The organism is Bradyrhizobium sp. NAS96.2 (assembly GCF_001908235.1).
Lineage (GTDB): Bacteria > Pseudomonadota > Alphaproteobacteria > Rhizobiales > Xanthobacteraceae > Bradyrhizobium.
On the sequence record NZ_LGHK01000037.1, the window covers coordinates 50,551 to 70,632 of the forward strand.

A 20,082-nucleotide genomic window follows, 5' to 3' on the forward strand; every position below is an offset into this window, starting at 1 on the left:
GCAAATTTGCGCTCTGTATTAACCCCTAGCCCTGACCCCACGACTCCAGTCCGGTTTGACCAAAGCAAGGCGAGAGGGTGGAGAGGTTGGGGAGTTTCGGGAACCGATGCGGACAGCCGAGGCCGCGGGAAGCCACGCATGGCAGGGAACCCCAGGGCTTTGTTGTTTCCGGGGGAATCTCCTGAGTTGTGTGGCGCATCCACCACACCCGAGGGGAAATCGCGCAGTGCGCGGCGGGTCTGACTGCGGTCCGCCACCGTTCTGCCCCGATTGGATTCGGCTCATCAGGCGGGTGTTGGATTTTCGGCTTGGGCTGGGGCGCGAGTTGGGGATGCAACATGTCACGCGACGATGCAGTCATTTCGTACGTCGACGTTATCGGCCGTGCGCGCGGTGCGGTGCCCGCGGCCCTGGTGGCTCATGGGCGAAGGCCGCTGCGGCTGTTCGCGGTCGTGATCGGCGCGGCGTCGCTTGCGGCCTGCGCACAGTCCTCCGTCGTCAGCCAGCGCTCGCAGGCGCTCGCGAGCCGGACGGCGTCGGTCGAGCCGACGCGGGCTGGGTCATCGGCGACGCGCACACATGTCGCAACCGCGCACCGGCATGCGCCCTACGCCGCGCGCGAGACTGCCGACAGCAAGATCGCGTCGCAGGGTGTTGCGAGCTTCTACAGCGACGAGCAGGAGACCGCGAGCGGCGAGAAGTTCAACGCGCACGAACTGACTGCCGCGCATCCGACGTTGCCGTTCGGCACCAAGCTGCGCGTCACCGACGTCAAGACCGGCCGCTCGGTGACCGTGCGCGTCAATGACCGCGGGCCTTACGTCCCCGGGCGCATCGTCGACGTCTCGTATTCCGCGGCACAGTCGCTCGGCATGATCGGCAAGGGCGTCGCCAATGTCAGGCTCGACGTGGTGCAGTGAGCTGCCTCGCGCAGGCCTGGTTCGGGATTTTTTGGTGCCGGCTTCGTCGCCGGTCGCGGCGCAGATTTCCGGCAGGACGTGGCAGATGCCGGAGAATGCCGACGCGATCAAATCGGTCAGTCTCAGCTTCGCCGACAAGACCTGCACCTTCACGCTCGAGGACGGCAGAGGCACGCACAAGGTCGAGGTCGGCCTCGACGCGCCGCGCGAGGGCACCACGACGATGACCGGCAACAAGCTGCATCACGAGTACCAGCCAGATGTGATGCGCGTGGTCGCGAGCGGCAGCTGTCGCGACCTGCGCACCTTCGTGATGACCTGGACCTTCGTCGAATCGGCGTTCCGCGACACCGTGACCTGCACGTTCGAGGGACCGCAGGTGCGATTCGCGCGCAGCGTCAATGTCAACTCGTCGGCGCTGGATATGCCGACCTTGATGGGCAAGCTGGTGTAGCCGCGATCACAAATTGCGCTCTGCCGCAACTTGCGGCGGGCTTCCACCAAATTGTCACACTCCCAGCGAAATGCAGCCCAAAGCCGCTGCCAACACACCGCCGATGGACGATCTCGGCGAGGGACAAGCATTGGCCTACAAGATGATCGCAGAACGCGAGAACGAGACGGTCAGGATCGAGCGGGAGAGCACCTTCATCATCATCGCCAAGGCCAGGGTCTGGGCCAGCGAGGGGTGGCAGGTGGTGATCACCGACAAGGACGGAAAATCATACCCGCCCGAGGAATTCGACAAGCTGCTCGCGGCATGATGTTAGCGCTGCGCTGACACCAGCATCATCATCGGGCGTTCAAGCTCGTCGGCGAGTTCGGGCATGGCCTTGATCTGCTCGCGTGTCGGGGAGAATTCCTCGACATGGCGCAGCGTGAAGCCGGCGGCGATCAACGCGTTGAGCGTGGTGCCGATGGTGCGGTGATATTTCAACACGCCCTTCACATACCAATCCGTCCGGCGTTCGCCTTCGATGAAGTAGCGGTTGACCGGCCAGGTCTTGCGGCCGTCCTGGTCCTGTCCCCAATCAGGATGGGCGGCCGCCATGTAGATGGGATGCTCGATGGTGAAGACCAGATGTCCGTCCGCGACGAGTGTGCGATACAGCATGCGCGCCAGCCGATCGAAGTCCCTGATGTAGTGGAAGGTGAGGGCGCTGTAGGCGAGGTCGAATGTGGCCTTCGGCAGCTCCAGCGTTTCGAGGTCGGAGATCTCGTACGTAATCGCCGGATCCTGCGTCATGGCGGTGGCGCGGGCGATCATGTTCTGCGACAGGTCGACGCCGAGCACGTCGGACGCGCCTTGCTCGCGCATCCAGCGCGAGACCCAGCCGAAGCCGCAGCCGAGATCGACCACGCGCTTGCCGGCGACATCAGGCAGCATGGCGCGGATCGCGGGCCATTCGGGCGCGCCGAGCAGCCCGCGGACCTGCCGCGGGAGCTGGCTGTAGCCGGCGAAGAAGCCGGGATCGTCATAGATGTTTTGCGCCATGGCACGGCAACTCGGGACAGGGATGGAGTTCGTCTCTGTAACCGCCGCCGCGGCGCGTGGGAACCGCTGATTGTATCGCGCGCGGGAACCAGACGCGGCATTCAGCGGTTTCTGATGTCAGCGCCGCGGGATGCGCATTCGCCCGTCCGGCGGCGGTCGACAGCCGAGGAGAGCGCCATGATAGGCGAGATGCAAATCCACACCATCGCGCGGCAGATGCTGCTGAAGCACGGCCCGGAGGCGATTGCGCAGGCGGCGCAGAACGCGGTGGCCTGCGAGCGCAAAGGCGAGACCGAAGACGCCCGCGACTGGCGCCATATCGAGGACGCCCTGAAGATGATGCGCGGACCGCATCAGAGCTGACCGCCGGCAGCCACGATGGTCGGGTGATCCGGCGCTGCACGCCGGATCGTGCGATTTGCGAACTCCCGGAGCCGCTTGCCTTCGCCGGAAATTCCGGGAACTCTGTTCGGGCAAGCAGCAGAAAAATTCTGTCTGGGGGAATTCGCCATGACCTTTTCACTCTACGACGCGACCGTCGCCAACTATCTGCAGATCCTGGGCTCCGTCTCGGGTTTTCTCGAGAAGAGCCTCGCGCATTTCAAGGACAACGGCGTCGATCCGGCCGAGATCGTCGAGACCCGGTTGTTTCCGGACATGTTGCCGTTCCGTTTCCAGGTGGTCTCGCTCGCGCATCACTCCCGCGGCGCGATGGAGGCGGCGAAGAACGGCGTGTTCGTCCCGCCGTCCGGCAAGCCCGATCTGGATTATGCCGCACTGCAGGCGTTGGTGAAGGACGCGCACAGTGAATTGTCGGCCCTGACGCCGGATGCGGTCAATGCGCTGCTCGGGCGCGAAGTGACGTTCAAGGTCGGGGATCGGTCGATGCCGTTCACCGCCGAAGGATTCCTGATGTCGTTCTCGCTGCCGAACTTCTTCTTTCATTCGACAACGGCCTACGACATCCTCCGCCACAAGGGCGCGCCGCTTGGCAAGCGCGACTTCATCGGCCGCTTGAACCTGAAGAAGTAACCGGTCGCCGCGCGCAGCAAGACCAGAAGCGCGCGGCAACAAGCGCGATCGTCAGAACCTGAGGCCTGCCGACGCTAGCCGATCCTGCGCCACCGCGGCACGGGATCGAGCGGCGTCCGGTAGAGTTCGCGCCGGTCGATGTCGGTGACGCGCACGGCGCAACCGCGCGCCTTGAGCTCCGGCTTGACCTGCGACAGCTCGTTGGCGAGCTGATCGGCGCGATCGGAGGCGAGGCTGATGTCTTCGAGGATGATCGTTCCTTGATTACGGAACTCGTCCCCCACCACGAGATCGAAGGTGTAGTACGGCATTCCGAAGATCTCCGTTTCGGTTTGCATCACAGGGTAACACTGAGTCGTGCGTTCCCTAAGATGCATGGCGCACAATCGTCGAGCGATCCGCACAAAAACGATGTGCAGCGCGTCAGGCACGATGAACGATCAAACACGCGCGGTACGGCGAAGAAGTCTTTGATCCAGCTCACTGCCGGGCCGTTAAGATTTGATTAAAATTGTCGGCGCAAGCTTGAAACCAAGTGGATCGCGGCGGAACCGGACTCCGGGAACCGGCAGCTGCAGGAGGAGGCCGGTGGCGTAACGCCCGCCGGCCTTTTCCCGTTTGCGGACGCACTTGGCGATCCTTGGCGCTCCTAAGCGCTAGTCGCGCAGCACAGCCTGGCGCCTGGCGCGGCATTTCGGGCCGGGCCCGCGCATGTAATACAGCTCGGGGCGATAGGGATTGATGACGCCGTCGAGCAGCGCGACGCAGCGCGCAACAAGGCGGGCGAGGCGGCGGCGCAAGGGCTGCAGGGCGAGTTCCATCGCAGTCATGGCACGCCCTCAGTGCAGCTCGCCGAGGACGGCGGCGAACGGCAGCTCGAAAATCTCGGTCCCGATGTCGTCGGTGACGTGGACCGCCCAGTTGCGCCAGTCCTCCGCGCTCGGTGTCATGACAAAGCTGCGCGCCAGTTGCTCCGCATGCACCCTTGCTTCCGAAAGGTCCATTGCGACGCCGATGCGATCCAGGATGACGTGCTTGTCGTCGGAGCAGTGAAAGAAAACTGCGGACATCTTCCGATTCCCATGCCGAAGCGATTCTCGCGCGATGGAATAGCAGCGCGCGCGGGCGTCGAGAATCCGGATCATCCCCCATCGGTAAACTACGGGGATTTCAGACAATTTGAATCACGCGGCCGTGATCGGCCCAGGATCGGGAAGATCGGTCAGAAGACCGGCTCGCCGACCGCAACTTCGCTGCGCGGTCCGAGCACGATCACGTGGCCGCCGGCGTCCCTGGCGCCGAGGATCAGCAGTTCCGAGGTGAAACCGGCGATGTTCTTCGGACCCAGATTGCAGATGCACACCACCAGCGCGCCGACCAGCGCCGCCGGCTCGTAATTCGTGATCTGCGCGCTCGACCACATGATCCGCCCGGCGTCGACATCGACACCAACCTTGTAGGACGGATTGCGGGCGCGCGGAAACGGCTGTACCTCGACGACCTTGCCGATCCGGATATCGAGACGGGCGAAGTCGTCATATGTGGCTTGCGGCTTGAGCGGAGACATCAGCGCTCCTGAAATGCGAGGCGGATGCCGAGCGCAATATAGATCGTGCCGACCACGCGGCCCTGCCACTGCCCGACGCGGCGATGCCGCCGGATCCACGGGCTGATCTGGCCGGCGGCGAGCGCGAGCAGCGAGGTGTAGGCCGCGCTCATCACCACGAAGATCAGGCCCAGCGTCGCGAACTGTGCGACGGCCGAGCCGTAACCGGGATGCACGAACTGCGGCAGGAAGGCGAGGAAGAACAGCGCGGTCTTCGGATTGAGCATTTCCGCCCAGATCGCCTGCCGGAACGCGCGCCGCGGATCGACCGGCTGCGCCGTCGGCAGATGCAGGTCGTCATTCCTCTCGAACAGGGCGCGGACGCCGAGCACGATCAGGTAGATCACGCCGGCGTATTTGACGATCGAGAATGCCAGCGCCGAGGTCATCAGCACGGCCGACAGGCCGAACGTCGCCATCGCGGTGTGGACGAGATCGCCGAGCGCGATGCCGAACCCGGTGGCGACGCCGACGCGCGGCCCGCCGGTCACCGAGCGCGCGAGCACCAGCAGCACCGCAGGCCCGGGGATCAGGAACAGGCCGAGCACGACGGCGGCGTAGGTGAGGAGGGTGGTGGTGTCGATCATGAAACGTGTCCCGGATGTCAGGATGCAGGGATCGCGACCGCCGCGAAGCGCGGCTTCGGATCCAGCATCACGCCAGCGCTTTCGACGATGCGCATTTCCTCGGTTCCTCTTTCCGCCGTGCGCACCAGCACGCCGTGGATGCCTGACGCGGCGTGGCTGAGCGCGTCCGGCGTCGCCAGGCCGCGCACGCGCGCGGCCGCGAACAGCCCTGCGAACAGGTCGCCGGTGCCGGACGGGCTGATCGGCACCCGCGGGGTGCGGACACGCCAGGCGCGAATGCCGTCGGATGCTGCGCGCTCGATTGCCAGCGTCTCGATCTCGGCCTCGGGCGTGCCGGCAAGCTCGGCGCTGGTGATGACGATGGTCGCGGGGCCTCGCGCCATCAGCGCGCGAGCCCGCGCGACGACGTCATCGATCGTCGTCACGCGGGCGCCGCAGAGGAACTCGAACTCGAAATGGTTGGGCGTGATGATGTCGGCGAGCGGACAGAGCTGGTCGCGCACCAGCGGGGGGATGTCCGGCCGCACGAACATGCCGCGGTCGCGGTCGCCGAGCACCGGATCGCAGCAATAGAGCAGGGCCGGGTTCGCCGCTTTCGCGCGGGCGACGAAGTCGGCGACATCAAAGCCGATATCGGCCGAGCCGAGATAGCCCGACAGGATCATCCGGGCGCTCTCGACCGCGCCGCGCTCCTCGACGCCTTGCAGGAGGTCGGCGACCAACTGCACGTCGAGCACCCGGCCCCGAATGGTCGGATAGCCCGGCCGGTTGCTGAGCAGCGTGGTCGGCACGGCGACGACGTCGATGCCGTGCAGCTGGATCGGAAAGGTGGCGGCGCTGTTGCCGACATGGCCCCAGGCGACCTGTGATTGGATCGAGATGACGGTCATGGTGTGCGCATCACCCGAACAGCGCGGCGTAGATCACGTAGAGCCAGCCCAGGATACCGTGGATGATCGCCCACAGGATCGAATGGTTCTTGGTGTAGGAGATCGCAATCGCCAGCGCCGAGCCGAACCCCACGCCGTATTTCGCACCCTCGACGCGGACGCCGTAATACCGATTGCCGTTCATGGTGATCCTTCCAGCGGGAGGGCGGGAGATTGACGACAGCGTAACCCGCCGTGTGCCGCCAGTTCAACGGGCCGAACACCGCTGCTGAGATCGAAGTGAGCCTCCCTCCGCACCGTCGTCCCTGCGAGAAAGCAGGGACCGATAATCACAGGGCTACATTGTTGAAACGCGCTGTCGCACCGGCGTCGCGCAACAATTGAGATTTGGGGTAATGGGTCCTGGCTTTCGCCAGGACGACGGCGGTGGACGGTTCCCGCTTCGAGATGTCAAACAGGCAGTGTCATCACCCGCGCATGCGGATGGCTATAGCTGCGCCCCACCCATCCTGCAGGCACCGGACATTCACGCTCCTATCAACCGAATGTGTCGAACGGAGCGGTAGGACACGAAATTTGGCTGGGTCGCAGTGGAATAATCTGATGGTGCCGCCCGTCATGGTTACAGCGAAAATGCTTCAACAGGCCGGCGCGATGGTCCGATCCTGTTGAATTCGACAGGAGAAGCTCGATGACCACGATCAAGTGCGTCGAGGCGGGGCTGGTTGCGCTCGTCATGCTGACGGCATCGGCCATGGCGCGCGAGGTCCATGCGGCTGGCCCATCCGCATTCGCAAAGGGACATGCCGCGGCCACCGGCCGCGGGGGCGGTGGGCCGCCGCGCCTGGTGGCGCCGCGCTTCGGCGAGTTCGAAACGCTCCCGCGCGACCAGCCCGGCGGCGTCTGCGACCACGGCGACAACGCCATGATCTGCTGAGCCGGACGGTGCATGGCGGTGATCTCCGGCAAAAGTTGCGCTAGCTTCGCTGGGTCGTCTCCCTCCAGCCGCGAGCGCCGCCGCCATGCACGTCCTCCGCCCCCAGTTTCGCATCGAGGACGACCACGCGCTGGACTTTGCGGCGGCGCGCGGCTTCGGCGCCATCGTCGCCGCCGATGCGCGCGGCCCGCGAGCGTCCCATGTTCCCTTCGTGATCATACGGCGCGACGATCGCGTGATCGTGCAGCTCCATCTCACCGCGAAGAATCCGCTGGTCGAGCTCGCCGATGGCACGCGGCGCTTCCTGCTGATCGTCTTGGGTGACGACGCCTACATCTCGAACGACTGGTACGTTTCGCGCGACAACGTCTCGACCTGGCTCTACGAGGCGGTGCATCTGTCCGGCGTCGCGCATCTGCGCGCGCTCGACGACAACCGCGGCCACGGCGACGCGCTGCTCGCGGTCTCCGAGGCGCGGCTGCCGAAGCAGCCCTGGGACCTCACGCAGATGGAGCCCGGCAAGCGTGAACAGATGCTGGCGTCGATCAGGGTGATCGATCTCGTCGTCGACGAGATCGAAGGGCAGTCGAAACTCAATCAGCACAAGAGCGATGCTGACTATGTCGCGCTCGTCAACCGCCTCGCGTGCGCGGAGGAGACGGCAAGCCACAGGCTCGCGGAGAAGATGCGCGCGCTGCGGCCGGAGCTTGCGTATGCGAAGTCGCATCTTGCCGACAATGGCGGATGACGCTTGCGGCGAATTCGCCGCGGCGTTCCTCAGCATCGAAATAGCAAACGTGTTGTTAAGGATTGCGCCTCGCTGGTTTGTCCGATTCCGATTCGTTCTTTGCGAACAGAATGGAGTCGAATAGGGAACGGTTCGCGATGCGCGGAGCATGGTGCGCGGGTCAACAAAAGCGACATGCAGGTGCCTCGCTCGATCCGCGCAAACGTGTTGTTAAGAATCGCTTCGCGCCGATTTTTCGATTCCGATTCGTTCTCTGCGAACGAAATGGAGTCGAACGCAGAACGCGACGATGGTGCTGCCTTGCGCTCGATCCGGGAAGTCGGCACATGCCGGATGGCCTGGACGGCGCGGCGACATTGCGCAGTGAGCGCAATAATCCCACCATGGCACAACATCGATCGCTCGGATGCCGTCCGTGCACGCACATTGTTAACGCCTGAGTCGCGCCGATTTCCTTGATTCCGATTCGTTCTTCGCGAACAAATTGGAATCAGACAGAGAACGCGGTTGTAGCGCGCAGGACGTTTCTCTGCTCCACTCGGAGCGCACATGAGCGAGCGGATCGATGGCCGGCAAGACAAAGAAGGCGAGCAAGAAAGCAAAAAGGCCCGCGTCGCGGCGGACGGTGCTGGCGATCGACATCGGCGGCACGCATGTGAAGGTGATGACCGACAGGGAGCGCATCAAACGCGAATTCGAGTCAGGTCCAACTCTGTCCGCCACCGAGATGGTGCGGCAGGTCAAGGCGCTGACCCGGGACTGGTCTTATGATGTGATCTCGATCGGCTATCCCGGTCCGGTGGTTCACAACCGTCCGCTGGCCGAGCCGCACAATCTCGGCCGCGGCTGGGCCGGATTCGATTTTGACCGCGCGTTCGGCCGGCCGGTGAAGGTCGTCAACGATGCGCTGATGCAGGCGATCGGCAGCTATCAGGGCGGGCGGATGCTGTTTCTCGGCCTCGGCACCGGGCTCGGCTCCGCGATGATCGTGGCGGGCGTGTATGAGCCGATGGAGCTCGGTCATTTGCCCTACCGGAAGGGCGCGACATTCGAGGACTATGTCGGCGCCGCCGGCCTCGAGCGGCGCGGCCGGAAGAAATGGCGTAAGAGCGTCGACGACGTCATCGCGCGGCTGTCGGCTGCATTGGAGCCCGATTACATCGTGCTCGGCGGCGGCAATGCCGACAAGGTCGACAACCCGCCGCCCAAGGTGAGGTTCGGCGACAACGCCAACGCATTCGAGGGTGGTTTCCGGATGTGGAAGAAGGCAGCGCGCAAGGCGAGCACGCGTCGATGAAACTGGAACTGGCACCAAATTGCCGGGACTGCCGAAGTTTCGTGCTGTTCCGTCGTTGCTGTTCCTGGAACTGATCGGGTCTGCCGCTCGTTTTATGCGACATGACATCCCGTTCCATGAGGAGTGACTGATGCGAAGCTTCATTATTCCCGCTATTGCGGCCCTTGCGATCGGCGCAGCGACGCCGGCGATGGCCTATGATTCCGGCAGCCAGATCTCGATGGAGGCGGCCCTCGACGTCGCGACCAGCATCGGCATCGTGACGGTATCCAACACCCAGTTCCTCGGCGACGAGTGGGAGGTCGAGGGCCGTGACCGGCTCGGCCGCTGGATGCAGGTCGATGTCGACGCGCGAACCGGCGAGGTGCGCAACGTGGATCGCGGCTGGTAGCCCGCGTCTTCACCGCGGCGTGAGATTTCCGGACGGCCGGCGGCGCAGGGCGCACGCCGGCCGTTCGTTATCCAGAACTGCGTGATGCCGTGCTTTGGCAGAATGGCACAAAGCTGGGGTATGCTGGTCGCATCATTTTCGGGGATCGCCGCCGGCGCGGCGGTCTCGCGAACAGGAGACCGGCCATGACAAAACCGTTTCCGTCCAAAACCCATATCGGCAACCATCTGCTGCATCCGGAAACCCAGATGCTGAACTACGGCTACGATCCGCAATTGTCGGAGGGCGCCGTCAAGCCTCCGGTATTCCTGACCTCGACCTTCGTGTTCCGGACCGCCGAGGACGGCAAGGACTTCTTCGATTTCGTCGCGGGCCGGCGCGAGCCTCCGGAAGGCATGGGGGCGGGGCTGGTCTATTCGCGCTTCAATCATCCGAACAGCGAGATCGTGGAAGACCGGCTTGCGATCTATGAGCGCACCGAGAGCTGTGCGCTGTTCTCCTCCGGCATGTCGGCGATCTCGACCACGGTGCTCGCCTTCGCGCGGCCCGGCGACGTGATCCTGCATTCGCAGCCGCTCTATGGCGGCACCGAGACGCTGTTCACCAAAACGCTGGCGGCGTTCTCGATTGGCGCCGTGGGCTTTGCCGACGGCCTCGACGAAAGCATCGTGCGCGCCGCCGCCGACGAAGCGATGAAGAAGGGCCGCGTCGCGATGATCTTCATCGAGACGCCGGCCAATCCGACCAACGGCCTGGTCGATATCGCGCTGACCAGGCGCGTCGCCGACATGATCGGCAAGGCGCAGGGCTTTACCCCGATCATCGCCTGCGACAACACGCTGCTCGGGCCGGTGTTTCAGCGCCCGATCGAGCACGGCGCCGATCTGTCGCTGTACTCGCTGACCAAATATGTCGGCGGCCATTCCGACCTGATCGCGGGCGCGGCGCTCGGCTCCAAGAGGCTGATGAAGGACGTCAAGGCGCTGCGCGGCGCGATCGGCACCCAGCTCGATCCGCATTCCTGCTGGATGATCAGCCGTTCGCTGGAGACGCTGAGCCTGCGCATGGAAAAGGCCGACCGCAATGCGCTGATCGTCGCCGACTATCTGCGCGACCATCCCAAGGTGGCGACGGTGCATTATCTCGGCCATCACGACGCGGCCTCGCCGGCGGGCCGCGTGTTCGCCAGCCAGAGCAGTGGCGCCGGCTCGACGTTCTCGTTCGATATCGTCGGCGGGCAAGAGGCCGCCGAAAGATTCCTCAACAGCCTGCAGATCTTCAAGCTCGCGGTGAGCCTCGGCGGCACCGAGTCGCTTGCGAGCCTGCCGGCGACGATGACGCATTCCGGCGTGCCGGCGGAGATCAGGAAGAAGATCGGCGTGCTCGATACGACGATCCGGCTCTCGATCGGGATCGAGCATCCGTCCGATCTCGTGGCGGACATCGCGCAGGCGTTGAGCCGGGTGTGAGTGAAGGCGTAGGGCAGGAGAAGCGGCATGTTGACGATCACGGCGGTCATCCGCGCCAAGAAAGGTCACGAGGCCACGATGCGGCAGGCATTGCTCGACGTCGTCGCGCATGTCCGGGCCAACGAGCCGTCGACCGTCGGCTATCACGTCTCGCAGGATGCCGCCGACGCTTGCGTGTTCGCGACCTATGAGCGATACGTCGACCAGGCCGCCATGGACCGGCACAACAATTCGCCGGCCGTGGCGCGGTTCTTTGAGGTGGCGAAGCCGATCCTCGATGGCGATGTGATCTTGGTCTCGGCGAGCGAGATCGCGAGCAAATAGGCGGGCGGTCGGCTGGTGCGCTCGGTGCGTGCTAGGCTTTCTTGACGAACTCGGACTTCAGGTTCATGGCGCCGATGCCGTCGATCTTGCAGGCGATGTTGTGTCCGTCGCTGCCTTCGGTGAGACGGATGTTCCTGACCTTGGTGCCGCCCTTGACGACCGACGACGAGCCCTTGACCTTGAGGTCCTTGATGACGATGACACTGTCGCCGTCGGTCAGCGGATTGCCATGCGCATCGCGCACACCCGCATCCTGCGAGGTCGCGGCAGTTGCAGTCGCCTCCGCGCTCCATTCATGGGCGCATTCCGGGCAAACCCAGAGCGCGCCATCCTGATAGGCATGCTCGGAATTGCATTTCGGGCAGTTCATTGCGGCGTCCATTGCTCGACATCATCTCCATCGTGACCGGCGCACCGTAGGGTCCCGGACGGGTAACGCAAGGGAAAATCCACCGATTTACGGCGTGATCCCGCCGGCTTTCGCGATCAGCTCGAACGAGCGCAGCCGCTTCTGGTGATCGTAGACGTCGGACACGATCATCAATTCGTCGGCGCCGGTCTCGGCGACCAGCGCATCGATGCCGGCGCGCACCGTCTCGGGCGAGCCGACGATGGAGCGCTCCAGCATCCGCATCGCCTGGACTTTCTCCTGTGGCGACCAGTAGGTCTCGATGTCGTCGATCGGCGGCTGGCTGAGGCCGCGCGCGCCGCGGAAGATGTTGGTGAACGACATCTGCTGCGTGGTCGCAAGCCGCCGCGCTTCCGCGTCGGTGTCGGCGGCGATGATGTTGACGCCGACCATGGTGTAGGGCTGCGCGAGCTGCTCCGACGGCTTGAATCGGGCGCGATAGATCTGCAGCGCCTGGAGCAGCAGCTCGGGGGCGAAGTGCGAGGCGAAAGCGTAGGGCAGGCCGAGCTCGCCGGCCAGCATCGCGCCAAAGTTGCTCGAGCCGAGAATCCACAGCGGCACGTCGGTGCCCGCGGCCGGCACCGCCTGGATGCGCTGGTTGGGACCGGCGGCGGCGAGGAAGGCCTGCACCTCGAGCACGTCCTGCGGAAAGTTCTCGGCTGACTCGGGCGTGCGGCGGAGCGCGCGCAGCGTCAGCTGATCGGTGCCCGGCGCGCGGCCGAGCCCGAGGTCGATCCGATCCGGAAACAGCCGCGCCAGCGTGCCGAATTGCTCGGCGATGACATACGGCGCGTGGTTCGGCAGCATAATGCCGCCGGCGCCGACCCGGATAGTGTTGGTGCCCGCCGCGATATGCCCGATCACGACCGACGTCGCGGCGCTCGCGATCCCCGCCATGTTGTGGTGCTCCGCCACCCAGATGCGGCGATAGCCGAGCGCCTCGGCATGGCGGGCGACATCGCGCGCATTGTACAGCGCGCCGCGCGCATCGGTCTCTTCGGTGACGCGGACGAGGTCGAGGATGGAGAGGGCGGCCACGGCGGCTCCGGAGCGTTAGGGACGGGGAGCCGGAGGTATTTGGCTGTGTCCAGGTGGGGGCGAAACGGCGGGGCAGCCGGTTCATGCAGTTGCATATGGATACGGTTCGCGTGTGGGTCAATCCGCCGAACTACGCGCCCCAAAATATCGAAAACAACCCCATGCAAAGGAGCGGTTGCCGGCGGCACTCGGAAAAGCGACTTGACGCGTCGGGCAAATCAGCGGTATTTTTCCATTATTCCGAAATTGTGAAGTTGGCGTCGGATGGGTAGCGCGACTTGCCCGCCGTAGCTCGACGAGCGAAGGCGGAAGCGAAACCCATCATTTGTGACCTTGGCCAGCAAGCGATGGGTATCGCTGCGCTCCACCCATCCTACGCATCACCCCGCGTTACGTTCGCCGGCCATCGCCGGCGAAGCGTCGCGTCACGCCCCAGACGATCGCCGCGGTGGCTGCCGTTGCGATCAGATGCTTCAAGGTGTGTCCGCTGACGAAGCCGAGCGTGTTCGCGATTGGATGGTCGAGCACCTCGGCGAGCTTGGCCAGGACGTACAGCCCCATCGCGACCGCGAACGCAATGCGCTCAGTGCGCGGCGCGCGATGGATCGACTGCCAGAGCGGGATCAGGACCAGCGGGAGCACCTGCAGCAGCAGATACGGCCGCAGGTCGCCCGCACCATGCCGATCTGTATAGACCCACCACGCGACGCTGGCTGCGGCGTAGAGCCCGAGACCGATCGCTTCGATGTTCGCCTTTGATCCGCCCTGCGCGCCGCGGACACCGACCAGCAGGCCTGCGCCGGCGAGCGCGATCGGCAGCATGTCCCAGGTCAGCCGGCCGTTGCCGGGGGCGAGGTGAAAGTAGGCGGAGCCGAACGCGGTCAGCAACAGCCCGATCAGGAACAGCCGATAGCCCGACCATGCGGCGCGGAACTGATCGCTGTCGCGGTGGGGCCAGAGCGCCAGCCAGCCCCAGATCGCGACCAGGGCGAAGCCTGCGTTAGAAAGCACGTCGCCTGCGTGGGGGATGCCCGACACAGCCGAGTTGTCGGCGAAATCGTTGTAGTGGGCCGGCTGCGCGATGCGTCCATGCACCGCGAATGCCGCAATGATGCCGATCGTGATGATCGCCGGGGTGACTTTCAGCCACGGTTTCACGGGCCGCTCGGACCCGGTCAATCCGTCCATCGGGAAGGTCGTTTGCATCGTCGGCTCCAACAAAAATGAACGTTGTTCAATAATAGACTAGAAGATTGAGCAATGTTCAAGTTGAATTTTGGAGTGAGCAGCCGACGATGAGGGAGGCGCCTCGAGAGTTCCAGTTGAGCTGCAACGGCGTCGAAACTTCACCTCTCCCTTGGGAGAGATTGATTTGCGCAGCAAATCGGGTGAGGGGTTGCGGCCTATCGAGAGAGCAAGAGCCCTCACCCGGATTGCATTGGACGATGCTTCGCATCGCCAAGTGCAATCCGACCTCTCCCCAATGGGGAGAGGTGAACCGAGCGCGCCAAGCCGATTCAACCCAATCTCATCGCGCTTTGTTGGCTCACGTCGCGGCTCAGGGCGCGCGGGGCGTCTCGGCGATGCGTGACTTGCCGAAAATGTGCTGATGAAAGCGGCTTACGCCTGCGGCCGATCCACCCTACCTTCGCGGAGCGCCAACCGCACCCGTAACCGATCCGATCCGGAGCGACCCATTCCCCAACTCATCTTCGGCCTGACCAGCCTCTTGATCCTGGCCCGCTTCATCTGGCCGCTCGACTGGCCGCTCCCGGCAAAGATCGTCGCAGCGTTGCTGGTGCTGGTCGCCTTGCAGTTTCACCGCTGGAACAGACTGTCGTCGGGGTCGGAATTCTCGCCGGAGTTTCCGCGTCCGGTGGTCGCGCTGTTCAACTGGGCGTTCGGTGCGATCATGCTGCTGGCGCTGCTGCAACTGGCGCTCGATGCCGGGCTGATCGTTGCCGCGGTGATCCACGGCGGCATCGTCGGCGCGCCTGACGGCGTCCGCTACGCACTTGCTGGCGTAGCGGCCATCGCCGCCGCGATCGGTGTCCATCAGGCGATGCGCATTCCGCCGCTGAACGATATCGAAGTCGCCATCCGCGGACTTCCGCGGCAGTTCGACGGCTACACCATCCTGCAACTGACCGATCTTCACATCAGCCGGCTGTTTCCCGCGCCATGGGCGCGCGAGGTCGTCGCGCGATCGAACAAGCTCGGCGCCGACCTGATCGCGATCACCGGCGATCTGATCGACGGCACCATCGAGGCGCGGCGGAGCGACATCGCACCGCTGCGCGACCTGATGGCCGCCGACGGCGTCTACGTGATCTCGGGCAATCACGAATATATCTTCGGCTATGACGGCTGGATGGCGCACTACGAAGCGTTGGGCCTGCGCTCGCTCGAGGACAGGCACATCACGCTCGAACGCGGCGGCGGTCGCCTGGTGATCGCGGGGATTACCGACCGCGCGTCGCGCCACCGGGGGCATTCGATCCGCGACCTTGCCGCGGTTCTCGACGGCGCCCCCAAAGGCGCGCCAATCATCCTGCTCGACCACCAGCCGAGCGACGCCCGAAACGCCGCACGGCTCGGCGTCGCCCTGCAACTCTCCGGCCACACCCATGGCGGATTGATCCTGGGCATCGACCGCCTGGCCGCGCGCGCCAATGCCGGCTTCGTCTCGGGCCGCTACGACGTCGACGGGATGACGCTCTACGTCAACAACGGCACCGCGCTCTGGCCGGGCTTCGCCTTGCGGCTCGGCCGGCCGTCCGAACTGACGCGGATCACGTTGCGTGTGGCGGACGAGGGCTGAGTGATTTGTTGCGCATGCGATTCGTAGGATGGGTAGAGCGCAGCGAAACCCATCATCGTTCCGCGTACGAGATTGATGGGTATCGCTTCGCTCCACCCATCCTACAATACCGACGCCGCGACGACCGCACGGTTAAGACATTGGTCATCTCTTTGCTCTCATTTTCACGACCTCATTCAGCAGGAGGCACCATGTCCGACATCACCATTCCCGGCGGAAAAATTCGTTCCTTCGTCGAGCGGATCGAGAACCTTGACACCGAAATCCAGGAACTCAGCGAGCAGAAGAAGGAAGTCTTCTCCGAGGCGAAGGGCGACGGTTTCGACGTGAAGATCCTCAAGGAGATCATCAAGCTGCGCAAGCAGGACCAGGACGAGCGCGACGAGCGTGAGAGCCTGCTCGACCTCTACATGCGCGCGATGGAGACCGCGCCGTCAGAAGACAACACCGCGAAAGCGGCGTGAGGTCTGCGGAGGCGCGTCGTGCGCTTCCAAAAGCAGCCAGCGAGTAGGGCGGGTTAGCGACTTGTCCGCCGTAGCTCATTGAGCGAAGGCGGAAGCGTAACCCGCCGCGATGTTGCCAGCGAAACGGCGGATTACGCCTTCGGCTAATCCGCCCTACGCCTACTGCTGGCCAGTCAATGGCAAGATAATGTCATGCTCCCTGAAAGGCGAATTGCAGCGCGATTATTTCAGCAGCGCGGCGACAGCCACATAATCCGTCCAAACCGATCGGCGATCTCAGAATAAACCTATCGACGCCACGGAAACACCGCGATGCGCCTTCCGCGCGACGCGTATTGACCGCGAGCCGCGCGATCCTTATTGGCGAGCGCGGAAAATTCCGATGCAACGATACGGGATGGCCTCGATGCAAGTGACTTTGATGAAGGGCAAGATTCATCGCGCGCGTGTCACCGAAGCGGACTTGCACTACGAGGGCTCGATCTCGATCGACCGCAACCTGATCGAGGCCGCCGGCTTCCTGATCAACGAACGCGTCGACATCTACAACATCGACACCGGCGCGCGGTTCTCGACCTATGTGATCGAGGCGCAAGCGGGCTCCGGCACCATTGGCCTCAATGGCGCCGCCGCGCGCCTGGCGCTGGCGGGCGACAAGGTCATCATCGTGGCCTATGCCGGCTTCGACGCCGAGGAAGCGCGCCGGTTTCGTCCGCGTGTGGTCATCGTTGACGAGAACAACCGGCGGATTGAGGCGGGCGGGATTTCGTCCGCTGCCGCGTTGGTGGAGGCGTAGGCCGAGCTCGCCGCGTCGTTTAGTTGCGCCGGGCGGGTCGGCGACTTGTCCGCCGTGTCGCTCTTTCTGCCAGCCGTCATTGCGAGCGAAGCGAAGCAATCCATTGGGCCGCAAACGCGGATAGATGGATTGCTTCGTCGCTGCCGCTCCTCGCAATGACGCGGAAGGAGAAGTGCTCATCCGCCCTACGCTTGCCGAGCAGCCCCCGCCATATAGCCAGTGCATCAATCCTTTGATCTCATTTCGGACGCTTTTGTGCGGCGATGGTTGTCGAAAGACGCAGGCAAGGTGATCTGGACGTGGTGATGCTTTCGCGAAGGCTTGTCATTGTTGCTTCTATGCTCGTGCTCGGGACTTTATCGGTCCGCGCGCAGCAAAGCGCCGAGTATGATGCGTGCATGGACAAGGCCGAAGGGGTGTCGACCAAGATGCTCGATTGCGGCAAGGCCGAAATCGACAAGTGGGACACGAGGCTCAACACCGCCTATCAAGCCCTTCTCGCCGGGTCGAAGGGCGAGGCCCACGCGCAATTGCTCGGGGAGCAGCGGGCCTGGCTGAAGCATCACCTCAGCGAAACCCATCGCCTCGCCGCGGACCCCAACAACGGGTCCGTCGCATTCCTCGACTCCCAGGCGTTCGAATTGAAGGACATCGCCGACCGCACACTGCTTCTCGAAAAGCGCGCCCACGCCTCGCGGTAGGCGGTACGATCTTGATCGTCAGCGAGCAGGGCGGACTAGCGACTTATCCACCGTAGCTAATGGAGCGAAGGCGGAAGCGTAACCCGGCGCGACTGTTGCTAGCGAAGCGGCGGATTACGCCTTCGGCTAATCCGCCCTACGCTTGCTAGGCACTAAGCAGGGGTCGCTTGAAACTCGAGGCGCTAATGTGATCGATGACATCGACAGCTACAGCATGCATTAAGACGATGATCCGGCTTTGAAGTACGAAAAGGTCTTCTGCAAGCTCGCCTTCAGTCTTTGTTCTGTCAAGCGTGAGAGCTTCGCCGTGGGCGCAGTCGTGTCGCATGGTTGTAAGTCGACCAATGTCTCGTCTCGAAGCCGCGTATCTTCCGGGATCGAGGCCGATACACTCCACTGCCCAGTTGAAATTTGCTACATTCATATTCGCGCAATCTAGCACTATATCGAGATCTGGCGGCGGAAGATCGTCGATGAGACAAGCCGTGGCGCTCCCTCGTTCTACGATCCCCTCATTAGACAAAGTTGCTAATGTGGAGCGCAATCGATTAGCGAACAAGTTGACTTGAATCGACTTTTGACATTGTGACCAACTCACCCCAGAATCAAAAATATCCTGCATGGCTTGGGCAATTACGCGCTTTGTGAACGCTTCGAAGTGCGCATAGGTCAAGACAATAAATGACCGATACGAATAGCTAAATGACGACCTCTCTACGAGAGACCGATGTAGATGAATTTTCGCAACGGCTAACTCGGTTTCGCGCCACCGCAACTCATCATCGATTGTTTCCAATAGCTGCCTAGAAGCCATGTCAAACGCTCTTGATGGCTTCCTCCAGCACGCTTATCCGGCCAATTAGCTTAGACCTCTTGTTGGCTCCGGTACCCACGTTGCTCTTAAAGCTTTCAGATTCCCGCGCAGCAATGAGAGCTGCGTTGAGCGCTGCGGAGTTGGCCGTCTCAACCTTCTCTAGTTGCCTTTCAAAAGCGCATACAACGGCTTCATAATAGGCGGGCGCGAGCCCTCCGATGGGTTGTCCATTCTTGTATTTGCAAAACGCACCTTCTCCGGCGACCCGAGATACGGCACCAAACACACGCTTGAAGATGACCTCTTGCTGCTCATAATCAAACGCTTTTTGCTCCAGTAACACTGCCTCCATGTAGCTGTTGAGCCACTCAGCTACATTGCCATGGTAGTATTCAGTACCTTCTTTTGCCGCGAAGAACCTCAAAGCAAGCTCTTCGCGGCCGCGCTTCTCTTGATCCACCTCGGCGAGCGTCTCCGTCAATGCGGCGAACGCCGGAAGCTTCGACATTTTGATCAGGAATTCGTAGAAGGCGATACCCTTCTCGCCGAAAATGCGAGCAGAGCAATTCCGAAGTTCTTGCTCGCTTAGTTCGGAGCCGCCAGTGTTGAGCCGCTTGAACATCTCGTAGCGGAGAAAATCTTTGCTTTGGCGTTTGATTACTAAGGCTCGGACGCCAGATCGCTTCAACTGAAGGCGAAGCGTGAGAGGCAGATCGGCAAACGAAAGCCCGTTTAGATTCGGTACGATATCGCATCCGTCAAGGATGAGCGGCGGCTTATCGACGATCTCGCTATCTATGAATTGAGCTATCGAGCTAACCCGCTGAAGCCCATCGATCAATTCGTACCGCCCATCCTCGTTCTCGATGAAAAATATTGGAGGGATCGGGAGACGCAGCAGAACGGATTCAACCAGCCTCGATTTTTGCTGCTCAGACCAGCGGAAAAGTCGCTGATAGTCCGGATCAATTTTGATCTCGTCACTACGTTTGAGGTTTATGATCTCACCGAAGCTCAGATCGATTGCATCGGTTCGCACCTCTCCGATCTTTGCATCGATATCCGCCAGAAGCCGGTTTTGGCGATCGGTGTCGACGATCGCCTCGGGCTTCGTCTCGGAGCCTTCTTCAGGATTCTTGCCCATTAGACTACTCGAATGTTTGTCTTACCATTTGCGCCGGCTTGGAAAGCTTGGGCTTCACGGCGAGCGCAAAAGCGTAAGCCGGATATCCCTGAGGGTCTCTGGAAATATTCATGAACTGGCTTGATTGCAAGTAAGACGTTTCTCGTCCTCAAATAGAAGCCCGCTGACCGAAGGACAGCGGGCTTCCCAATAGGTGGCA

Annotated in this window: 28 protein-coding genes; 15 read left to right on the forward strand and 13 right to left on the reverse strand. The window is 62.9% G+C overall.

Annotated features, from left to right (window positions below):
* Nucleotides 1-338: 338 nt before the first annotated feature.
* From AC628_RS10150 to AC628_RS10160, 3 genes are all read left to right on the forward strand, one after another.
* Nucleotides 339-920 carry a septal ring lytic transglycosylase RlpA family protein gene (locus tag AC628_RS10150; protein ID WP_083632752.1) on the forward strand — a complete coding sequence of 194 codons (582 nt, stop codon included), beginning with the start codon at nt 339-341 and terminating at the stop codon, nt 918-920.
* A 34-nt stretch (nt 921-954) separates the two neighbouring features.
* Nucleotides 955-1,374: a hypothetical protein gene (locus tag AC628_RS10155; RefSeq protein WP_143201526.1), complete on the forward strand. Its 420-nt coding sequence runs from the start codon at nt 955-957 to the stop codon at nt 1,372-1,374.
* Nucleotides 1,375-1,444: 70 nt separating this feature from the next.
* Nucleotides 1,445-1,684, forward strand: a complete 240-nt coding sequence (locus AC628_RS10160; protein ID WP_245321119.1) for a hypothetical protein — start codon at nt 1,445-1,447, stop codon at nt 1,682-1,684.
* A gap of 2 nt (nt 1,685-1,686) precedes the next feature.
* On the opposite strand, the gene AC628_RS10165 is transcribed toward AC628_RS10160, so the two are convergent.
* Nucleotides 1,687-2,415 carry a class I SAM-dependent methyltransferase gene (locus AC628_RS10165; RefSeq protein WP_074126705.1) on the reverse strand — a complete coding sequence of 243 codons (729 nt, stop codon included), beginning with the start codon at nt 2,413-2,415 and terminating at the stop codon, nt 1,687-1,689.
* Between the two features lie 177 nt (nt 2,416-2,592).
* Between AC628_RS10165 and AC628_RS10170 the strand changes: the two genes are divergently transcribed.
* On the forward strand, nt 2,593-2,778 hold the full coding sequence (locus tag AC628_RS10170) for a hypothetical protein (protein ID WP_083632758.1): 186 nt from the start codon (nt 2,593-2,595) through the stop codon (nt 2,776-2,778).
* Between the two features lie 147 nt (nt 2,779-2,925).
* A complete protein-coding gene (locus AC628_RS10175; protein WP_074126706.1) occupies nt 2,926-3,447 on the forward strand; it encodes a DUF1993 domain-containing protein in 522 nt (173 codons plus the stop codon).
* A gap of 74 nt (nt 3,448-3,521) precedes the next feature.
* Here the strand turns inward: AC628_RS10175 and AC628_RS10180 are convergent, their stop codons facing one another.
* The 7 genes from AC628_RS10180 to AC628_RS43870 all read right to left on the reverse strand — a co-directional run bounded on the left by AC628_RS10180 (nt 3,522) and on the right by AC628_RS43870 (nt 6,714).
* Nucleotides 3,522-3,878, reverse strand: coding sequence for a hypothetical protein (locus AC628_RS10180; RefSeq protein WP_245321120.1), 357 nt, complete (start codon nt 3,876-3,878; stop codon nt 3,522-3,524).
* Between the two features lie 225 nt (nt 3,879-4,103).
* Entirely contained in the window at nt 4,104-4,277 is a 174-nt protein-coding gene (locus AC628_RS43865) for a hypothetical protein (RefSeq protein WP_168193344.1), read from the reverse strand.
* Nucleotides 4,278-4,286: 9 nt separating this feature from the next.
* Nucleotides 4,287-4,517: a DUF6894 family protein gene (locus tag AC628_RS10185; RefSeq protein ID WP_074126740.1), complete on the reverse strand. Its 231-nt coding sequence runs from the start codon at nt 4,515-4,517 to the stop codon at nt 4,287-4,289.
* Between the two features lie 152 nt (nt 4,518-4,669).
* Nucleotides 4,670-5,014 carry a tRNA-binding protein gene (locus tag AC628_RS10190; protein WP_074126707.1) on the reverse strand — a complete coding sequence of 115 codons (345 nt, stop codon included), beginning with the start codon at nt 5,012-5,014 and terminating at the stop codon, nt 4,670-4,672.
* Complete coding sequence (locus AC628_RS10195; protein ID WP_074126708.1) at nt 5,014-5,640, reverse strand: LysE family translocator; 627 nt, start codon at nt 5,638-5,640, stop codon at nt 5,014-5,016. Before AC628_RS10195 ends, AC628_RS10190 begins: the two co-directional genes overlap by 1 nt.
* A gap of 17 nt (nt 5,641-5,657) precedes the next feature.
* The gene (pdxY, locus tag AC628_RS10200) at nt 5,658-6,530 is read right to left on the reverse strand and encodes a pyridoxal kinase PdxY (protein WP_074126709.1); all 873 of its coding nucleotides are present in this window, start codon (nt 6,528-6,530) and stop codon (nt 5,658-5,660) included.
* A gap of 10 nt (nt 6,531-6,540) precedes the next feature.
* The gene (locus AC628_RS43870; RefSeq protein ID WP_016840760.1) at nt 6,541-6,714 is read right to left on the reverse strand and encodes a hypothetical protein; all 174 of its coding nucleotides are present in this window, start codon (nt 6,712-6,714) and stop codon (nt 6,541-6,543) included.
* A gap of 507 nt (nt 6,715-7,221) precedes the next feature.
* On the opposite strand from AC628_RS43870, the gene AC628_RS10205 reads away from it, so the two are divergent.
* From AC628_RS10205 to AC628_RS10230, 6 genes are all read left to right on the forward strand, one after another.
* A complete protein-coding gene (locus tag AC628_RS10205; protein WP_074126710.1) occupies nt 7,222-7,467 on the forward strand; it encodes a hypothetical protein in 246 nt (81 codons plus the stop codon).
* 85 nt (nt 7,468-7,552) lie between these two features.
* Nucleotides 7,553-8,215 (forward strand): FMN-binding negative transcriptional regulator, encoded by a 663-nt coding sequence (locus AC628_RS10210; protein WP_074126711.1) that lies wholly within the window; start codon nt 7,553-7,555, stop codon nt 8,213-8,215.
* Nucleotides 8,216-8,780: 565 nt separating this feature from the next.
* The gene (locus AC628_RS10215) at nt 8,781-9,512 is read left to right on the forward strand and encodes an ROK family protein (protein ID WP_074126712.1); all 732 of its coding nucleotides are present in this window, start codon (nt 8,781-8,783) and stop codon (nt 9,510-9,512) included.
* A 130-nt stretch (nt 9,513-9,642) separates the two neighbouring features.
* Entirely contained in the window at nt 9,643-9,903 is a 261-nt protein-coding gene (locus AC628_RS10220; RefSeq protein WP_074126713.1) for a PepSY domain-containing protein, read from the forward strand.
* A 185-nt stretch (nt 9,904-10,088) separates the two neighbouring features.
* Entirely contained in the window at nt 10,089-11,372 is a 1,284-nt protein-coding gene (locus AC628_RS10225; RefSeq protein ID WP_074126714.1) for a cystathionine gamma-synthase family protein, read from the forward strand.
* A 27-nt stretch (nt 11,373-11,399) separates the two neighbouring features.
* A complete protein-coding gene (locus AC628_RS10230; protein ID WP_074126715.1) occupies nt 11,400-11,696 on the forward strand; it encodes a putative quinol monooxygenase in 297 nt (98 codons plus the stop codon).
* Nucleotides 11,697-11,727: 31 nt separating this feature from the next.
* Here AC628_RS10230 and AC628_RS10235 read toward each other — a convergent pair whose 3' ends face one another.
* The 3 genes from AC628_RS10235 to AC628_RS10245 all read right to left on the reverse strand — a co-directional run bounded on the left by AC628_RS10235 (nt 11,728) and on the right by AC628_RS10245 (nt 14,349).
* The gene (locus AC628_RS10235; RefSeq protein ID WP_074126716.1) at nt 11,728-12,078 is read right to left on the reverse strand and encodes a zinc ribbon domain-containing protein YjdM; all 351 of its coding nucleotides are present in this window, start codon (nt 12,076-12,078) and stop codon (nt 11,728-11,730) included.
* 75 nt (nt 12,079-12,153) lie between these two features.
* Nucleotides 12,154-13,143, reverse strand: coding sequence for an LLM class flavin-dependent oxidoreductase (locus tag AC628_RS10240; protein WP_074126717.1), 990 nt, complete (start codon nt 13,141-13,143; stop codon nt 12,154-12,156).
* Between the two features lie 390 nt (nt 13,144-13,533).
* The gene (locus tag AC628_RS10245) at nt 13,534-14,349 is read right to left on the reverse strand and encodes an alkaline phytoceramidase (RefSeq protein WP_143201527.1); all 816 of its coding nucleotides are present in this window, start codon (nt 14,347-14,349) and stop codon (nt 13,534-13,536) included.
* A gap of 490 nt (nt 14,350-14,839) precedes the next feature.
* Between AC628_RS10245 and AC628_RS10250 the strand changes: the two genes are divergently transcribed.
* The 4 genes from AC628_RS10250 (at nt 14,840) to AC628_RS10265 (ending at nt 17,925) form a co-directional block, all read left to right on the forward strand.
* Nucleotides 14,840-15,964 (forward strand): metallophosphoesterase, encoded by a 1,125-nt coding sequence (locus AC628_RS10250; protein WP_074126741.1) that lies wholly within the window; start codon nt 14,840-14,842, stop codon nt 15,962-15,964.
* 191 nt (nt 15,965-16,155) lie between these two features.
* On the forward strand, nt 16,156-16,428 hold the full coding sequence (locus AC628_RS10255) for a DUF2312 domain-containing protein (RefSeq protein ID WP_074126719.1): 273 nt from the start codon (nt 16,156-16,158) through the stop codon (nt 16,426-16,428).
* A gap of 406 nt (nt 16,429-16,834) precedes the next feature.
* On the forward strand, nt 16,835-17,224 hold the full coding sequence (panD, locus tag AC628_RS10260) for an aspartate 1-decarboxylase (protein WP_074126742.1): 390 nt from the start codon (nt 16,835-16,837) through the stop codon (nt 17,222-17,224).
* A 398-nt stretch (nt 17,225-17,622) separates the two neighbouring features.
* Nucleotides 17,623-17,925, forward strand: coding sequence for a lysozyme inhibitor LprI family protein (locus AC628_RS10265; protein WP_245321121.1), 303 nt, complete (start codon nt 17,623-17,625; stop codon nt 17,923-17,925).
* 145 nt (nt 17,926-18,070) lie between these two features.
* Here AC628_RS10265 and AC628_RS42745 read toward each other — a convergent pair whose 3' ends face one another.
* Together AC628_RS42745 and AC628_RS10275 are read right to left on the reverse strand one after the other, a co-directional pair.
* Nucleotides 18,071-18,739: an MAE_28990/MAE_18760 family HEPN-like nuclease gene (locus AC628_RS42745; protein WP_143201528.1), complete on the reverse strand. Its 669-nt coding sequence runs from the start codon at nt 18,737-18,739 to the stop codon at nt 18,071-18,073.
* 1 nt (nt 18,740) lies between these two features.
* Nucleotides 18,741-19,883: a DUF262 domain-containing protein gene (locus tag AC628_RS10275; RefSeq protein WP_083632754.1), complete on the reverse strand. Its 1,143-nt coding sequence runs from the start codon at nt 19,881-19,883 to the stop codon at nt 18,741-18,743.
* Nucleotides 19,884-20,082 lie beyond the last annotated feature (199 nt).

Bases quoted from the DNA above. Each gene is read 5' to 3' on its own strand.
- AC628_RS10150 (WP_083632752.1), top strand. From the start codon at position 339: ATGTCACGCGACGATGCAGTCATTTCGTACGTCGACGTTATCGGCCGT.
- AC628_RS10160 (WP_245321119.1), top strand. From the start codon at position 1,445: ATGCAGCCCAAAGCCGCTGCCAACACACCGCCGATGGACGATCTCGGC.
- AC628_RS10165 (WP_074126705.1), bottom strand. From the start codon at position 2,415: ATGGCGCAAAACATCTATGACGATCCCGGCTTCTTCGCCGGCTACAGC.
- AC628_RS10170 (WP_083632758.1), top strand. From the start codon at position 2,593: ATGATAGGCGAGATGCAAATCCACACCATCGCGCGGCAGATGCTGCTG.
- AC628_RS10175 (WP_074126706.1), top strand. From the start codon at position 2,926: ATGACCTTTTCACTCTACGACGCGACCGTCGCCAACTATCTGCAGATC.
- AC628_RS43865 (WP_168193344.1), bottom strand. From the start codon at position 4,277: ATGACTGCGATGGAACTCGCCCTGCAGCCCTTGCGCCGCCGCCTCGCC.
- AC628_RS10185 (WP_074126740.1), bottom strand. From the start codon at position 4,517: ATGTCCGCAGTTTTCTTTCACTGCTCCGACGACAAGCACGTCATCCTG.
- AC628_RS10190 (WP_074126707.1), bottom strand. From the start codon at position 5,014: ATGTCTCCGCTCAAGCCGCAAGCCACATATGACGACTTCGCCCGTCTC.
- AC628_RS10195 (WP_074126708.1), bottom strand. From the start codon at position 5,640: ATGATCGACACCACCACCCTCCTCACCTACGCCGCCGTCGTGCTCGGC.
- pdxY (WP_074126709.1), bottom strand. From the start codon at position 6,530: ATGACCGTCATCTCGATCCAATCACAGGTCGCCTGGGGCCATGTCGGC.
- AC628_RS43870 (WP_016840760.1), bottom strand. From the start codon at position 6,714: ATGAACGGCAATCGGTATTACGGCGTCCGCGTCGAGGGTGCGAAATAC.
- AC628_RS10205 (WP_074126710.1), top strand. From the start codon at position 7,222: ATGACCACGATCAAGTGCGTCGAGGCGGGGCTGGTTGCGCTCGTCATG.
- AC628_RS10210 (WP_074126711.1), top strand. From the start codon at position 7,553: ATGCACGTCCTCCGCCCCCAGTTTCGCATCGAGGACGACCACGCGCTG.
- AC628_RS10215 (WP_074126712.1), top strand. From the start codon at position 8,781: ATGGCCGGCAAGACAAAGAAGGCGAGCAAGAAAGCAAAAAGGCCCGCG.
- AC628_RS10220 (WP_074126713.1), top strand. From the start codon at position 9,643: ATGCGAAGCTTCATTATTCCCGCTATTGCGGCCCTTGCGATCGGCGCA.
- AC628_RS10225 (WP_074126714.1), top strand. From the start codon at position 10,089: ATGACAAAACCGTTTCCGTCCAAAACCCATATCGGCAACCATCTGCTG.
- AC628_RS10230 (WP_074126715.1), top strand. From the start codon at position 11,400: ATGTTGACGATCACGGCGGTCATCCGCGCCAAGAAAGGTCACGAGGCC.
- AC628_RS10235 (WP_074126716.1), bottom strand. From the start codon at position 12,078: ATGGACGCCGCAATGAACTGCCCGAAATGCAATTCCGAGCATGCCTAT.
- AC628_RS10245 (WP_143201527.1), bottom strand. From the start codon at position 14,349: ATGCAAACGACCTTCCCGATGGACGGATTGACCGGGTCCGAGCGGCCC.
- AC628_RS10255 (WP_074126719.1), top strand. From the start codon at position 16,156: ATGTCCGACATCACCATTCCCGGCGGAAAAATTCGTTCCTTCGTCGAG.
- panD (WP_074126742.1), top strand. From the start codon at position 16,835: ATGCAAGTGACTTTGATGAAGGGCAAGATTCATCGCGCGCGTGTCACC.
- AC628_RS10265 (WP_245321121.1), top strand. From the start codon at position 17,623: ATGGACAAGGCCGAAGGGGTGTCGACCAAGATGCTCGATTGCGGCAAG.
- AC628_RS42745 (WP_143201528.1), bottom strand. From the start codon at position 18,739: ATGGCTTCTAGGCAGCTATTGGAAACAATCGATGATGAGTTGCGGTGG.
- AC628_RS10275 (WP_083632754.1), bottom strand. From the start codon at position 19,883: ATGGGCAAGAATCCTGAAGAAGGCTCCGAGACGAAGCCCGAGGCGATC.